The following is a 13990-nucleotide window of genomic DNA, read 5'->3' as shown; positions in this document are numbered from 1 at the left end:
CGCCGCTGGCCCGGATGACGGGGTGGGCGGCGCAGGCGCTGCGGGCCCGGGCGGCGGGCTCGGGACGGGGCGTCCTGGAGGCGTGCCGGCGCGGTCTGGACGTGCTGGACGAGCACCGGATGACGCTGGGCGCCTCCGAGTTGCGGGCCCGGGCCACCGCGCAGGGCGCGGAGCTGGCCACGCTGGCCCAGCAGGCGAGCCTGGACTCGGGCAGCCCGCGACGGCTGCTGGTGTGGAGCGAGCGCTGGCGGGCCACCGCGCTGTCGGCGCCCCCCACCCGGCCGCCGGCCGATCCGGGGCTCCAGAGCGACCTGACGGCGTTCCGGGAGATCGCGGCCCGTGCGGAGGCCGCCCGGATGGAGGCCCGGCCGGTGCCGGCGCTGGAGCGGGAACAGCGGCGCCTGGAACGGGAGATACGGTCCCGGACACTGCATCTGCGCGGTGACTCGCCGGGCGAGGACCGACGCTTCGAGCCGGGCCTGCTCCTGGAACGGCTCGGCGACGGCATACGGCTGGTGGAGCTCGCCGTGCTGGACGGGCGGGTCCAGGTGCTGCTGTGCGGGCAGGGGCGGGTGCGCCGGTTCGAGGCGGGGCTCCTGGCCGAGGCAGAGACCGAGGCCGAGCATGTGCAGGCCGGGCTGCGGCGGCTGGCCCATCCGGGCGCCGAGGGGCGGCTGCCGGTCGTGGAGGCCGCGGGGCGGCGTCTGGAGGAGCTGCTGCTCGGCCCGGCCGCGGCCCAGCTGGGCGAGGGCCCCGTGGTGGTCGTGCCGCCGGCCCGGCTGCACCGGGTGCCGTGGGCGTTGCTGCCGTCGCTGCGGGAGCGGGTGCTCAGTGTGTCGCCGTCGGCGAGCAGCTGGCTGCGGGCCCGGGAGACCGAGCCGCCGCCGGGCGGCCGGCATGTGCTGGTGCGCGGGCCGGGGCTGGCTACGGGCGGCGCGGAGGTGCCCCATCTGGCCTGCCGGTACGGCGGATCCGTCGTCCTGGAGCAGGCAGACGCGCGCGTGCCGCGGGTACTGGAGGAACTCGACGGGGCCGCGCTCGCCCATATCGCGGCGCACGGCACCTTCCGCGCGGACAGCCCCCTCTTCTCCGACCTGCGGATGGCCGACGGCCCGCTCATCGTGCACGACTTCGAACGGCTGGACCGCAGCCCGTACCGGATCATCCTGTCCTGCTGCGACACCGCCCGGTTCGCCTCCGTCGGCGCCGACGAGCTCCTCGGCCTGGTCACCGCGCTGCTGCCGCTGGGCACGGCGGGGGTGGTGGCGTCCAGCGCGCCGGTCAACGACGCCGCGGTGGTGCCCCTGATGCTCGCCCTGCACAAGGGGCTGAGCGAGGGCCTCTCCCTGGCGGAGGCCCTGCGCGACGCGCGCGCCGCGCTGCCGGGCGACGCGCTGCACCAGGCGACCGGGTGGGCGTTCTCGGCGTTCGGAGCCGCCTGAGCCCTCCCTACGCGGGCTGGGTGTCCGGCAGTTCGACCAGCCACGGCAGGGCTCCGCGGTCACCGGCGCCGAGGCGGGCGTAGGCACCGTAGAGGTGGTTGCCGACCGTGCGCACGGACAGGGTGAGCTTCTCGGCGATCTGCCGGTTGCTCAGCCCGGTGGCCGCCAGCGTGACGATCTGCCGCTGCCGCGCGGTCAGTTCGCCCAGGACCAGCCCGGACAGGGCCGGGGTGCGGGCACCCTGGCAGCGGCGGGCCAGGGCAACGGCACGGGTGCGTGCGGTGCGGGCGGCGCGCGGGTCGCGGTGGGCCCGGACGGCCTGGGCGTGCGCCTCGGCCGCGTAGAGCAGGAAGCCGCGCTCCGCGAGTTCCTCGGCCACTCGGTCCAGCGCCGGACCGTCGCCGCGGCCCAGCGCGTCGGCGTGCGCGGCGAAGACGCCGGTCAGCCGGCCCGCGGCGCGCTCGGGGACGCCGTGCCGGACGGCGTCGTAGGCGTCGGCGGTGATCGCCCCGGCGGCCCCTTCGGCGGCGCCGCGGACCGCTGTGGGCCGGGTGGCCGCCCCACCCCCGTCGGGGCGGCCACCCAGGATCTGGTGCGCAGCCGTCGGATCGCCCGACTGCGCTGTCGCGAGGGCGAGTTCGAGACGGCAGGACGCGTCGTCCCCGCCGTCCCGCAGCCCTTCCCGCGCCCAAGCCGCCGCCTCGCGCAGCTCCCCGCGCAGCCGCGCGAACCGGGCGCGTACGGCGGCGTATCCGGCCGGCACCGGTGCGCCCTGAGCGACCAGCCACTCCCCCACGGGCGCCGCAAACGCTCGTACGTCGGCCCGCTCGATGCGCCGGGCGAGCGCCGCGCGCTCGGCGTCCAGAGCGGGCCCGCACTGGTCCGGTGTACGGGACAGCCGCCTCGCCCGCAGCCGGCCGGCCGCGGCCCGCAGCACCGGGCCGTGCAGGGGGTGGGCGATTCGGACGGCGCCCCGGTCGTCGACGCGGACCAGGGCGGCGGCCTCCAGGTGTTCCACGCACGTCAGGTCGAGTTCGTTGAGGTCAAGGGGCAGGGGCTCGGCGAAGGCGAGGCGTTCGAGGGTCTCGCGTTCGGCGGGGCGGGCGTCCTCGAGGAGGTGCGCGGTGCGTTCCCGTACCGTCGGGGTGAGCGGCAGCGGGCCACGCCATGCCCGCTCGTCCGGGTCCGCGTCCGGGCCGGGGACGGGGGTGAGCAGTCCGCGCTCGCGTACCGCGCCGACCAGGTCGCGCAGCAGCCGCAGATCGCCCTGGCACAGGCGGTGCAGCCGGTTCACGGTGAGGGGCTCGAGGTCACCGCCGCCGGTGCCGCGCCCCAGCAGCCGCGCGGTCTCCTCGCGGGGCAGCGGTTCCAGGGCGAGGCGGGGCAGGAGTTCGCCGGTCCACAGGCGGGTGACGGCGCCCGGGGCGGAGGCGCCGTCGGCGGTGACGACCAGCAGACGGCTCCGGCCGTGCACCGCCAGCTGGTGCACGAGGGCCGCCGAGGCGTCGTCGAGCAGATGCGCGTCGTCCACCAGCAGCAGTCGTACGCCCGACAGGTGCTGGAGCGCTTCGTGCAGGGAGGCGGTCTCGGGCACGAGGTGCGCGAACGCCGCGAAGCGGATCCGCCGGGTGCCGGGGGTGCCGGCGACCCGGGCGCAGTCGGTGCCGCGGGCGGCCTCGCTCATCAGCCGGGTCTTGCCGCAGCCCGCCGGGCCGGTGATCACGATGCCGTGCCGACCGGCCGCGAAGGACCCCCGGACCAGCTCCAGTTCGGCCTGCCTGCCGGTGAAGGGCCAGGGCATGTCCAGGGTCTTCGCGTCCTTGTCGAAAGTCGTCACGGCAATGAGAGCGCGTCGACTCACCCTTGATACAGGGGCATTTGAGTAGCCCCCGACTCAGGCGCCGAGGGCGGGACGTCGGCAGGCTGTTCGCATGACCGCACGCTACTGCTCCCTCGCGCAGGCGTCGGCACCCGCCTTCGCGCCGGGGCTGGCCGCCGAACGGCTCGGCGCGCTCATCAGCGGGCGGCGGATGTGGGTCAACAACACCGTTCTGCACTACTACTTCTTCGACCGGGACTCCGACGGCTCCGTGATCACCGACCCCGAGGCCGGGCGGGCCCAGCGGGTCTCGTGGGTCGGCGGCAAGAAGCAGCGGGACGTCGTGCGCGAGTGCTTCGAGGAGTGGCGGTCGCTCGGCATCGGGCTGTCGTTCGTGGAGGTCGGCGACCGCTCGGAGGCCGAGCTGCGCATCGGCTTCCAGCTCGGGGACGGCTCCTGGTCGACCGTGGGCAAGGACGCGCTGCGCGTCGGCCTGAACGAACGCACCATGAACTTCGGCTGGGACCTGACCGTGCCCGGGGAACGGGGCACGGCCCTGCACGAGATCGGGCACGCGCTCGGCATGCTGCACGAGCACCAGAGCCCGTTCGCCGGCATCCACTGGGACGACGAGGCCGTGTACACGGATCTCGCGGGGCCGCCGAACTTCTGGAGCCGGGACAAGACGTTCTTCAACATCCTGCGCAAGCTCGATCCGCGCGAGGTCAACGGTTCCGTCTGGGACCCGCAGTCGATCATGGAGTATCCGTTCTCGGCCGGGCTGATCCTGGAGCCCGAGCAGTTCCGCGCGGGTCTCAACCCGCCGGGCGTGCTGTCCGAGGCCGACAAGGAGTTCGTCCGCCGCTGGTACCCGCCCGCCGGGCCGCCGGGGCCGGCCGAGCTGGTGCCGTTCCGCTCGGTGCCGCTGCGGCTCGGGCCGGCCGGACAGGCCGACTTCGTCATCGAGCCGCCGGAGACCCGCGAGTACACCGTGGGCACCTTCGGCGACGGCGACACGGTCGTCGTGGTCTTCGAGGAACGGGACGGCGAGCCCCGTTACCTCACCGCGCAGGACGACGGCGGCACTCCGCGCAACGCCACCGTCAAGGCCCGCCTGGTCAAGGGCCGCCGCTATTTCGTCAGGGTGCGCCTCTACTCCGACTGGGGATCGGGGGAGACAGCGGTCATGTGCTGGTGACGGCACGCAGCCGCCACGCACGGGCACGGCCGACCGCCCACAGTCCGGCGCCGGGGGATGTGGCCGGGAAACGCCGCCTTCGGGGGAGGGCGACGTTTTCCGGCCACGCCGTGCCTGCCCCCGCGGCGTCGCGAGGGCCCGGAATTCGGGTGCTCCGGCGGGCCGGACGGCAGTACGGTCCCGGGGTGATCGATGACGACGGTTACTTCTCGAAGAGCATCGCGGCGGGCTACGACGCTTCGGCCGCGGACATGTTCCGCCCGGATGTGGTGGACCCGGCGGTCGACCTGCTGGCCGCGCTGGCCGACGGCGGACCGGCCCTCGAACTCGGCGTCGGCACCGGCCGGATCGCGCTGCCGCTGGCCGCCCGCGGGGTGCCGGTGCACGGCGTCGACATGTCCCGCGCCATGGTGGACCGGCTGCGTGCCAAGCCCGGCGGCGACGCCGTCGACGTGACCATCGGGGACTTCGCGACGACACGGGTCGAGGGTGAATTCGCCCTCGTCTACCTCGTCTTCAACACGATCGGCAATCTGACGACCCAGGACGCGCAGGTCGACTGCTTCCGCAACGCCGCCTCCCATCTGCGGCCCGGTGGCTGCTTCGTCGTCGAGGTGGGCGTGCCCGAACTGCGCAAGCTGCCCCCCGGGCAGAGCGCCGTCCCGTTCCACATCAGCGACACACGCTGGGCGTTCGACACCTACGACGTCGCCACCCAGGCGATGAGCTCGCACTACGTCACCCTCGTCGACGGCCGCCCCGAGCACTGGTCCGTCCCGTTCCGGTACGTCTGGCCCGCCGAGCTGGACCTGATGGCCCGGCTCGCCGGGATGCGCCTGCGCGACCGGTGGGAGGACTGGACGGGCGCGCCGTTCACCAGCGAGAGCGGCAAGCACGTGTCGGTATGGGAGAAGCAGGCCGGCTGAGGAGACCGGCCCCTCGAGACCGGCCCCTCCCCCATGGCAGGGTGGCTCAGGGATTCGTCCACGCCTCGGGGTCGTCGGCGAGGCTCACGACGTCGTCGGGCAGCTTGGCCGCGGCGACATGGGCCAGGGTGACCTCGCCGAGGATCTTGCGGACGTTCGCCCGTACGGCGATCCACAGCGGCAGCAGGGATTCCGCGGGGCCGATGTAGGAGAGGTCGGGCGGGCGGACGCCCCGCACCGAGACCAGCGGGCCGTCCGCCACGCGGATCACATCGGCGATGGGGATCGAGTCGGCCGGGCGGGCGAGCCGGTAGCCGCCCTTGCCGCCCCGCCGGCTGACCACGAGGCCGCCCCGGCGCAGATCGCCCAGGATGCCCTCGAGGAACTTGTGCGGGATGCCCTGGGCCTCGGCGATCTCTTCGGCCTTCAGCGAGGTGTCGTCACCGGCCGCGGCCAGCTCCAACGCCGCCCGCACCGCATAGTCCGCCCTCGCCGAGATCCGCATGCTGGGATTATCCCTCACCGCCCTGCCGAGGCAGCGCTCGCCCAGCCGCCCCGCCCCTTGCCGTCAGGCGGGAAGGCTGAACGGAGGATGCACGCCGTTGAGGAAGTAGTCGCCGACCTCGCGCAGTCGGTGGGCGACCGGCTCGCGCAGGGTGTGGGTCCGCGTGTCGCGCCAGAAGCGGTCCAGGCCGTGCCCGGCGAGGGCCGCCGACGCGCCGACGGCGTCCAGAGCCCGCGTCGTGATCTCCTGTGCGGCCCGGGCGGCGGCGGCCTCGGCCGCACCGGCGAGGACGGCGATCTCCGCGCATTCCTCGTCGTCGAGGTCCTCGCCCCGCGCGAGGCCGTCGGTCAGCGCGGCCACCGCCTGGTCGGCGAGGGCGGACGCGGCGCGTGCGGTGACGGCGAGTTCGCCGTACGCGGTCAGCACCAGCGGGTCCTGCGGCCGGCCGCCCTGCCAGGGGGCGGGTGAGCCGCCCGACCGGGGGTGGGGTGCCCCGGCGGGCCAGAGGTGGGCGGGGAGCGGCTGCCACGAGGACTGCACCGCCGCCCTGCCGTACTCACGGACCTCGCCGAGCAGTCCCTCGGCGAGCCCGAGACAGAACTGGGCGGAGACCAGTCGAGCGGTCGGCGCGGCGAGGCCGGTGAAGGGGGACAGGGCGCCGTCGTCGGCCGACAGGGAGCCGAGCACGCCGTCGCTCGCGACCGGGACGGAGTCGAAGCCCACGGCGCCGCCGGCCGCCAGCCGCTGCCCGAAGGTGTCGCCGCCGGTGCCGCTCACCAGACCCGGGTGGGCCGGATCGACCAGGACGGCGAGGGGCTCGCCGGTGCCGGGGACGGCGGCCCGGACCACGAGCCGGTCGGCGACGCCCACTGCGCAGCCGTACCTCTGATGGCCGTCCAGGAGATACCCGTCGGGCGTGGGGGTGAGCATGAGCGGGGGCTCGCAGGAGGCGATACCGCCTCCCCAGTACCACTGCCCGGCCGTGAACGTCCGCTCGACGCGGGCGGCGCGCTCGGGGCCGGCGAAGAACCGGGGGCTCTGGGACAGGAAGTAGTGGCTGCCCAGGAGTTGACCGACCGCGCCGTCGGCCGCGGCGAGGATCCGCACGACCGCATATGCGGTACGCCAGTCACCGCCCCCTCCGCCGAGCGCCGTTGGGACCAGCAGGGTCAGCAGGCCCGACTCGCGCAGCCGCGCCACCTCGTCCAGCGGTGGCTTGCCGGCCTGCTCGCGCTCGGCCGCGTCGGTGGCCAGGTCGTCCGCCAACTCGCCGGCGATGTGCCGCCAGTCGGCCGGCTCGGCTCCGGCCTCGGCTTCCGTCACCTCGTCGGCCGGTGCTGCGCTTGACATGGCGGACTTCCTTCTCGGCAGAGGAGAACGCTGACCCGGGCTGTCCGGCCGACCCGGTCGACGTCATCCTCACGCGCTCCGGTGAGGAGGGTCAACACTTCCCTAGTAATTCGATCGGAAATACAGGGAAAGTGAGTCGCCTTGGCCGATTCCCGCCCCGCACCGAGCCCCGGGAACGCCCGTCGTCCCAAATGGAGAGATGAGAGCGTCCAGCATATGAAATGCCTCTTGGGGCGGCGGCAACCTTCTGCCACGATCCCCATCAACCAGGTAGGAAAACTAGGGATCTGTGGGGTGGGGTGGCCATGAGCATGCGCGACCTCACCGACCCGTTCTCGTCCTTCCTGACCTCACGCCGCCACATCGACTTCGGCCGCACGTCCAGCGCCATCTGTCGGCTCGCCTGAGACTCTCCGCGAAACGCACGCGTCCCCCACACCGCTGAACCCCTGCCGCCCCCACCGGGCCGGCGGGCGCGTGGTGTGCCGGTGCGGACCCGACAGGCTCCGCACCCGCTTGTCGCTCTCGCCCGCCCCACGCGCATGCCGCACCTCCCTGATCACTTTTCCCTGAGAGGACACCTCCGTGTCTGCCGCAAGACCGCTCACGACTCTGCGCACCTTCGCCGTCATAGCGGCGCTCCCTCTGCTGCTGACCGCCTGCGGCTACGGCGCCGAATCCGCCGACGACGGCAAGCAGGCCGAGGTCGCGGCGGAGGGCAAGAAGCTCTCCGTCGACGAGGTGAAGATCGGCTACTTCCCCAACCTCACGCACGCCACCGCCCTGGTCGGCCTCCAGGAGGGCCTGTTCCAGAAGGAGCTCGGCGGCACCACGATCAAGCCGTCGACGTTCAACGCGGGCCCGTCGGAGATCGAGGCGCTGAACTCCGGCTCCATCGACATCGGCTGGATCGGCCCGTCCCCGGCGATCAACGGCTACCTCAAGTCCGGCGGCAAGAACCTGCGGATCGTCTCCGGTTCGGCGTCGGGCGGCGTGAAGCTCGTGGTGAACCCGGAGAAGGTCAAGTCCCTCAAGGACGTCAAGGGCAAGAAGATCGCCACCCCGCAGCTCGGCAACACCCAGGACGTGGCGCTGCTCAACTGGATCGCCGAGCAGGGCTGGAAGGTCGACGCGGAGAGCGGCCAGGGTGACGTCTCGGTCGTCCGCACCGACAACAAGATCACGCCAGATGCCTACAAGTCCGGTTCGATCGACGGCGCCTGGGTGCCGGAGCCGACCGCGTCCAAGCTGGTCGCCGAGGGCGGCAAGGTGCTCCTCGACGAGGCCGACCTGTGGCCGGACAAGAAGTTCGTGATCACCAACATCATCGTCCGACAGGAGTTCCTCGAGGAGCACCCGGATGTCGTCGAGGCCGTGCTGCGCGGTTCGGTGAAGACCAACGAGTGGATCGACACCCACCCGGACAAGGCCAAGGCATCCGCCAACCAGGCGCTGGAGAAGCTCTCCGGCAAGGCCCTGCCCCCCGAGGTCATCGACCCGGCCTGGAAGTCGATCACCTTCCTCGACGACCCGCTGGCCGCCACCCTCGACACCGAGGCGGAGCACGCGGTGCAGGCCGGCCTGCTGGAGCAGCCCGATCTCAAGGGCATCTACGACCTCACGCCGCTCAACAAGGTCCTCGGGGCCGAGGGCAAGGGCGAGGTCGACGACGCCGGTCTCGGCGTCGAGTAAGAGCACCGCATCCGACGAGTCCCCAGGAGATGACGAGCATGGCCACGACGACGGTCACCACCGCGAAGGTCGCCGAGGACGCCCGCGCGGTGGCGTACGCCGCCCGGATCGAGCACGTCTCGAAGTCCTTCCCGGCGCCGGGCGCACCCGGCGGGCGGCAGCTCGTGCTGGACGACATCACGCTCGATGTCGCGCCCGGCGAGTTCGTCACCCTCCTGGGGGCATCCGGGTGCGGCAAGTCCACTCTGCTCAACCTGGTCGCGGGCCTCGACCTGCCGTCCGCCGGCTCGATCGGCACGGACGGCAGGCCCGCCCTGATGTTCCAGGAGCACGCGCTGTTCCCGTGGCTGACCGCGGGCAAGAACATCGAACTCGCCCTGAAATTGCGGGGAGTCGCCAAGGCCGAACGACGCCAGGAGGCGGAACGGCTGCTGGACCTGGTCCGGCTGAAAGGCTCGTACGGCAAGCGGGTGCACGAACTGTCGGGCGGCATGCGTCAGCGTGTCGCGCTGGCCCGGGCGCTCGCCCAGGACAGCCGGCTGCTGCTGATGGACGAGCCGTTCGCCGCGCTGGACGCGATCACGCGGGACGTGCTGCACGACGAACTCACCCGTATCTGGCGGGAGACGGGTGTGTCGGTGCTGTTCGTCACGCACAACGTGCGCGAGGCGGTGAAGCTGGCCCAGCGGGTCGTCCTGCTGTCCTCCCGCCCGGGCCGGATCGCCCGGCAGTGGACGATCGGCCTGCCGCATCCGCGTCGTATCGAGGACGGCGCGGTCGCCGAGCTGTCCGTCGAGATCACCGAAGAACTGCGTGGGGAGATCCGCCGTCATGGCGAGCACTGACGACGGCGTCGCCGTCAAGGACACGACCGGCCTCGGCAAGAGGGGCGCCGACGATCTGGCCGGGCTGGAGGCCGGGCTCGACGCACTGGACTCGGTGCAGGTCGCCCGTACGCCGCTGCGCGAGACCCTGACCCGCAAGGTGCTGCCGCCCGTCACCGCGGTCGCGCTGGTGCTGGTGGTCTGGCAGTTGCTGGTGTGGGCCGAGGTCGCGCCCGCCTACAAGCTGGCCTCGCCGTCGGACGTGTGGGGCGAGGTGCGCGAGGCCTGGCTCCAGGGGACGCTCCTCGACTACATCTGGACGTCCGTCTCACGCGGTCTGCTCGGTTTCCTGCTGGCGCTCGCCATCGGCACACCGCTCGGACTGCTGGTGGCCCGGGTGAGGTTCGTCCGGGCGGCCATCGGCCCCATCCTGTCCGGCCTCCAGTCGCTGCCGTCGGTGGCCTGGGTGCCGCCCGCCGTGCTCTGGCTGGGCCTGAACAACTCGATGATGTACGCGGTGATCCTGCTCGGCGCGGTCCCGTCCATCGCCAACGGACTGGTCGCCGGCATCGACCAGATTCCGCCGCTGTTCCTGCGCGCCGGACGCACGCTCGGCGCGCGGGGGGTTCGGGGCGCCTGGCACATCGTGATGCCGGGGGCGCTGCCGGGCTATCTGGCGGGCCTGAAGCAGGGGTGGGCGTTCTCCTGGCGTTCGCTGATGGCCGCCGAGATCATCGCCTCCTCCCCCGATCTCGGCGTCGGTCTCGGCCAGTTGCTGGAGAACGGACGCAACAACAGCAGCATGCCGCAGGTGTTCCTGGCCATCTTCCTGATCCTGCTCGTCGGTATCGCCATCGACCTGCTGATCTTCAGCCCGCTGGAGCGTCGGGTGCTGCGGGGACGGGGGCTCCTGGTCGGCCGCTGAACAGCACGGCGTGAGCGTGGGGCCGGCGTGCGTCCGGTCGGCCCCTCGGTCCCGTCCGGTCGGTCCCGTCCGGTTCAGTCCCGTCCCGGCGACTGGATCCACCCCAGCGACCGCTCGACGGCCCGTTTCCAGGAGGCGTACTCCCACTCCCGTCGTTCGGGGTCCATGTCCGGCAGCCACTGGGCGGCGCGGTGCCAGTTGCGGCGCAGGACCTGGAGGTCCGGCCAGTAGCCGGCGGCGAGCCCGGCCGCGTAGGCCGCGCCCAGCGACACGGTCTCGTGGACCAGCGGCCGTACGACGGGCACGTCGAGCACATCGGCCAGGATCTGCATCAGGAGGTGGTCGGAGGTCATTCCGCCGTCGACCTTCAGCTGCTTCAGGGCGAGCGCGGAGTCGGCGTTCATCGCGTCGACGACCTCCCGGGTCTGCCACCCGGTGGCCTCCAGGACCGCCCGGGCCAGGTGGCCCTTGGTGATGTACGAGGTGAGGCCGACGATGACCCCGCGGGCGTCGCTGCGCCAGTGCGGTGCGAACAGTCCGGAGAAGGCCGGGACGATGTAGCAGCCGCCGTTGTCCTCGACGGTGCGTGCCAGCGTCTCGATCTCGGGGGCGCTGTGGATCAGGCCGAGCCGGTCCCGGAACCACTGGACCAGCGAGCCGGTGACGGCGATCGGGCCTTCCAGTGCGTAGACCGTGGGCTGGTCGGCGATCTTGTACGCGACGGTGGTGAGCAGCCCGTGCTCGGAGCGTACGAGGTCGGTTCCGGTGTTCATCACCAGAAAGCTGCCGGTTCCGTAGGTGCACTTCGCCTCGCCCGGGGAGAAGCAGGTCTGGCCGAACAGGGCCGCCTGCTGGTCGCCGAGGGCCGCCGTGATGGGCACGCCGGGCAGCGGGGCGCGGGCCTCGCCGTAGCGCTCCGCCGAAGAGCGGATCTCCGGCAGCATCGCCCGCGGGACCCCGAAGAAGTCCATCAGCGCGTCGTCCCAGGTCAGGGTGCGGATGTCCATGAGCATGGTGCGGCTGGCGTTGGTGGCGTCGGTGATGTGCAGGCCGCCGTCGGTGCCTCCGGTGAGGTTCCAGATCAGCCAGCTCTCGATGGTGCCGAAGAGCACCTCGCCGTCGCGGGCGCGGCGCTCCAGGCCGTCGACGTTGTCGAACAGCCAGCGGATGCGGGGGGCGGAGAAATAGGTCGAGGGGGGCAGGCAGCAGTGGTCGAGGAAGAAGTCGTCCCCCGGGTCCGTCCTCAGTTCGTCGACGAGCGGGGCGGTACGGGTGTCCTGCCAGACGATCGCGCGGCCGAGGGGGACGCCGGTGCGCGGGTCCCAGAGCACCGATGTCTCGCGCTGATTGGCGATCCCGACGGCGGAGATCTGACCGGCGTCGATGCCCGCGTAGTCGAGCGCCTCGGGTACCACGCGCTGGAGGTTGCGCCAGATCTCGAGGGCGTCGTGCTCGACCCAGCCGGGCCGTGGGAAGTACTGCTGGTGCTCCCGCTGGGCCACCGCCGCCAGCCGCCCGCCGTGGTCGAACAGGATGCATCGGGTGGAGGTGGTGCCCTGGTCGATGGACATCACATACCGGTCAACCATGATCGGCCCTGCCTTCCGATGTGTCGCGGAGGTGCTGGGGGCTACCAGCGGGCCGCGCCCAGGTCTCTGGAGATCGCGCGCGCCGCCTCGCGCAGCACGGTGATCAGGGCCGGCAGCGGCCGGCCTTTGGTGTCGCAGATCCGCTCGACGGCCCCGGACACTCCGATCGCGCCGACGACGAGGCCGCCCTGCCCCCGGATCGGCGCGGCGACGCCGGCTTCGCCCATGCTCATCTCCTGCACCTCCGCGCCCCAGCCGAGATCCCGTATCTCACCGAGCGCCCGGCCCAGCTGCTCCGGATGGACCAGGGTGTGCCGGGTGTACGCTTCCGGCGCCTCCTCCAGCAGGGCGTCGACGGGGGTGGCCCCGAAGGCGAGCAGGACCTTGCCGAGCGAGGAGGCGTGCAGCGGCAGCAGTGCGCCGACGTCGAGGGTCTGGAGGGTGTCGTCCGGCCGGAAGACATGGTGGATGACGAGCACCTTGCCCTCCAGTGGGGTGCCGAGGCGGACGGCCTCCCCGCTGCGTGCGGCCAGGGCGTCGGCCCAGTTGATGGAGCGGGAGCGCAGTTCGTTGACGTCGAGGTAGCTGGTGCCGAGGTGCAGCAGGGCCGCCCCGAGCTGGTACTTTCCGGTCGCCGGGTCCTGCTCGACGAAGTCCACGTGCTGAAGGGTGCGCAGGATGCCATGGGCGGTGCCCTTGGCCAGTCCCAGCGACGAGGCGACCTCCCCCAGCCCCAGCCGACGGGACCCGGAGGCGAGCAGGCGCAGGATCGCCGCCGCCCGCTCTATCGACTGGACTGGGCCGGCCATGAAGCGATGGTAGTCCTGGTTTTTCCGCTTCGGGACTGTCGTTCGGCAATGCCGACCTATGTTCGTTGACGGCCCTCATTTCCGTCTTTAGGTTTCCTTCACGGCCCGGTCGGTGGCCGACAGGGCTTCCCCAGGAGGAGGAGACATGACAACAGCGCAGCTCGCTGCCGCGCCTCGCGGGGAAGCCGAGCACGTCTTTTCGCTGCCGCACACGCCGGGAGCCGTCTCGGGCGTACGGCGGCGCATCCGCGCGGTCCTCGCCGACTGGAATCTCGCCGCGGACCGGGTCGAAGACGTGCTGCTGGTCGTCTCGGAACTGCTCACCAACGCGGTCGTGCACGCCCTGCCCCCGGCGACGCTGACCCTGTCGTGGAGCCGGCCGGACCTGCGCGGGGCGGTCCGGGTGGAGGTGACCGACATGGGGCCCGCGTGCCCGGCCGGCCTGGCGGCTCCCGCCCACGACCCCGACGAACACGGGCGGGGCCTCGACATCGTCACCGCGCTGGCGGCCCGCTGCGGCGTCGACGCGCACGCGGGCGGGACCAGCCGGTGGGCCGAACTGCACATCGGGCGGTGCTGAAACGAAAAGGGCCCCGCCTCACCGAAGTGAGCCAAGGCCCCTGCCCGGACCATCCGTCCGTTCGACCAACCGTCGGGACGACAGGATTTGAACCTGCGACCCCTTGACCCCCAGTCAAGTGCGCTACCAAGCTGCGCCACGTCCCGTTGCCCGTCCCGCGGCGAACCGCGTGATCATGCACGTCAACCCTACCTCATGCGCGGCATGCGCCCACCCGCCGGTCCGCGGCTAGGGCCCTTCTGATGGCTCTCCGCGGGAGAAGGAGCGGCGTTCGGTGCGTGCTCTCGGCGTGCCGGGCGGAAGCCCTCGTAGCGGAGCTACTAGGGCTTTT

General features: G+C 72.5%; 13 protein-coding genes and 1 tRNA gene. 8 read left to right on the top strand and 6 right to left on the bottom strand.

Annotated features, from left to right (window positions below; translation table 11 throughout):
• Positions 1 to 1442 (top strand): CHAT domain-containing protein (locus tag ACHBTE_RS34335; RefSeq protein WP_394729415.1); only part of this gene is annotated, 1442 nt, incomplete at its 5' end.
• A 7-nt stretch (positions 1443 to 1449) separates the two neighbouring features.
• Here ACHBTE_RS34335 and ACHBTE_RS34330 read toward each other — a convergent pair.
• Positions 1450 to 3279 carry a LuxR C-terminal-related transcriptional regulator gene (locus tag ACHBTE_RS34330; RefSeq protein WP_394729413.1) on the bottom strand — a complete coding sequence of 610 codons (1830 nt, stop codon included), beginning with the start codon at positions 3277 to 3279 and terminating at the stop codon, positions 1450 to 1452.
• A gap of 94 nt (positions 3280 to 3373) precedes the next feature.
• On the opposite strand from ACHBTE_RS34330, the gene ACHBTE_RS34325 reads away from it, so the two are divergent.
• Entirely contained in the window at positions 3374 to 4459 is a 1086-nt protein-coding gene (locus ACHBTE_RS34325) for a M12 family metallopeptidase (protein WP_394729411.1), read from the top strand.
• Positions 4460 to 4644: 185 nt separating this feature from the next.
• The gene (locus ACHBTE_RS34320) at positions 4645 to 5385 is read left to right on the top strand and encodes a class I SAM-dependent DNA methyltransferase (RefSeq protein ID WP_394729409.1); all 741 of its coding nucleotides are present in this window, start codon (positions 4645 to 4647) and stop codon (positions 5383 to 5385) included.
• Positions 5386 to 5431: 46 nt separating this feature from the next.
• Here the strand turns inward: ACHBTE_RS34320 and ACHBTE_RS34315 are convergent, their stop codons facing one another.
• Positions 5432 to 5890, bottom strand: coding sequence for an RrF2 family transcriptional regulator (locus ACHBTE_RS34315; protein ID WP_394729407.1), 459 nt, complete (start codon positions 5888 to 5890; stop codon positions 5432 to 5434).
• 63 nt (positions 5891 to 5953) lie between these two features.
• Positions 5954 to 7240 carry an acyl-CoA dehydrogenase family protein gene (locus tag ACHBTE_RS34310; protein WP_394729405.1) on the bottom strand — a complete coding sequence of 429 codons (1287 nt, stop codon included), beginning with the start codon at positions 7238 to 7240 and terminating at the stop codon, positions 5954 to 5956.
• Positions 7241 to 7545: 305 nt separating this feature from the next.
• Between ACHBTE_RS34310 and ACHBTE_RS34305 the strand changes: the two genes are divergently transcribed.
• From ACHBTE_RS34305 to ACHBTE_RS34290, 4 genes are all read left to right on the top strand, one after another.
• On the top strand, positions 7546 to 7647 hold the full coding sequence (locus tag ACHBTE_RS34305) for a putative leader peptide (RefSeq protein WP_394729403.1): 102 nt from the start codon (positions 7546 to 7548) through the stop codon (positions 7645 to 7647).
• 178 nt (positions 7648 to 7825) lie between these two features.
• Positions 7826 to 8932: an ABC transporter substrate-binding protein gene (locus ACHBTE_RS34300; protein WP_394729401.1), complete on the top strand. Its 1107-nt coding sequence runs from the start codon at positions 7826 to 7828 to the stop codon at positions 8930 to 8932.
• A 38-nt stretch (positions 8933 to 8970) separates the two neighbouring features.
• On the top strand, positions 8971 to 9777 hold the full coding sequence (locus ACHBTE_RS34295) for an ABC transporter ATP-binding protein (protein ID WP_394729399.1): 807 nt from the start codon (positions 8971 to 8973) through the stop codon (positions 9775 to 9777).
• Positions 9764 to 10681, top strand: a complete 918-nt coding sequence (locus ACHBTE_RS34290; protein ID WP_394729397.1) for an ABC transporter permease — start codon at positions 9764 to 9766, stop codon at positions 10679 to 10681. Before ACHBTE_RS34295 ends, ACHBTE_RS34290 begins: the two co-directional genes overlap by 14 nt.
• A gap of 74 nt (positions 10682 to 10755) precedes the next feature.
• Here ACHBTE_RS34290 and glpK read toward each other — a convergent pair whose 3' ends face one another.
• Positions 10756 to 12270: a glycerol kinase GlpK gene (gene glpK / locus ACHBTE_RS34285; protein ID WP_394729395.1), complete on the bottom strand. Its 1515-nt coding sequence runs from the start codon at positions 12268 to 12270 to the stop codon at positions 10756 to 10758.
• Positions 12271 to 12311: 41 nt separating this feature from the next.
• Entirely contained in the window at positions 12312 to 13079 is a 768-nt protein-coding gene (locus ACHBTE_RS34280; protein ID WP_394729393.1) for an IclR family transcriptional regulator, read from the bottom strand.
• A 145-nt stretch (positions 13080 to 13224) separates the two neighbouring features.
• Between ACHBTE_RS34280 and ACHBTE_RS34275 the strand changes: the two genes are divergently transcribed.
• Positions 13225 to 13659: an ATP-binding protein gene (locus ACHBTE_RS34275; protein ID WP_394729391.1), complete on the top strand. Its 435-nt coding sequence runs from the start codon at positions 13225 to 13227 to the stop codon at positions 13657 to 13659.
• A gap of 72 nt (positions 13660 to 13731) precedes the next feature.
• Here ACHBTE_RS34275 and ACHBTE_RS34270 read toward each other — a convergent pair.
• Positions 13732 to 13805: transfer RNA gene (locus ACHBTE_RS34270), tRNA-Pro, on the bottom strand.
• Positions 13806 to 13990: the final 185 nt, after the last annotated feature.

This window comes from Streptomyces sp. M41 (assembly GCF_043673425.1).
Classification (GTDB): Bacteria; Actinomycetota; Actinomycetes; order Streptomycetales; family Streptomycetaceae; genus Streptomyces.
Note: the sequence above shows the minus strand (reverse complement) of the source record. Positions and strands in the feature narration are given on the sequence as shown.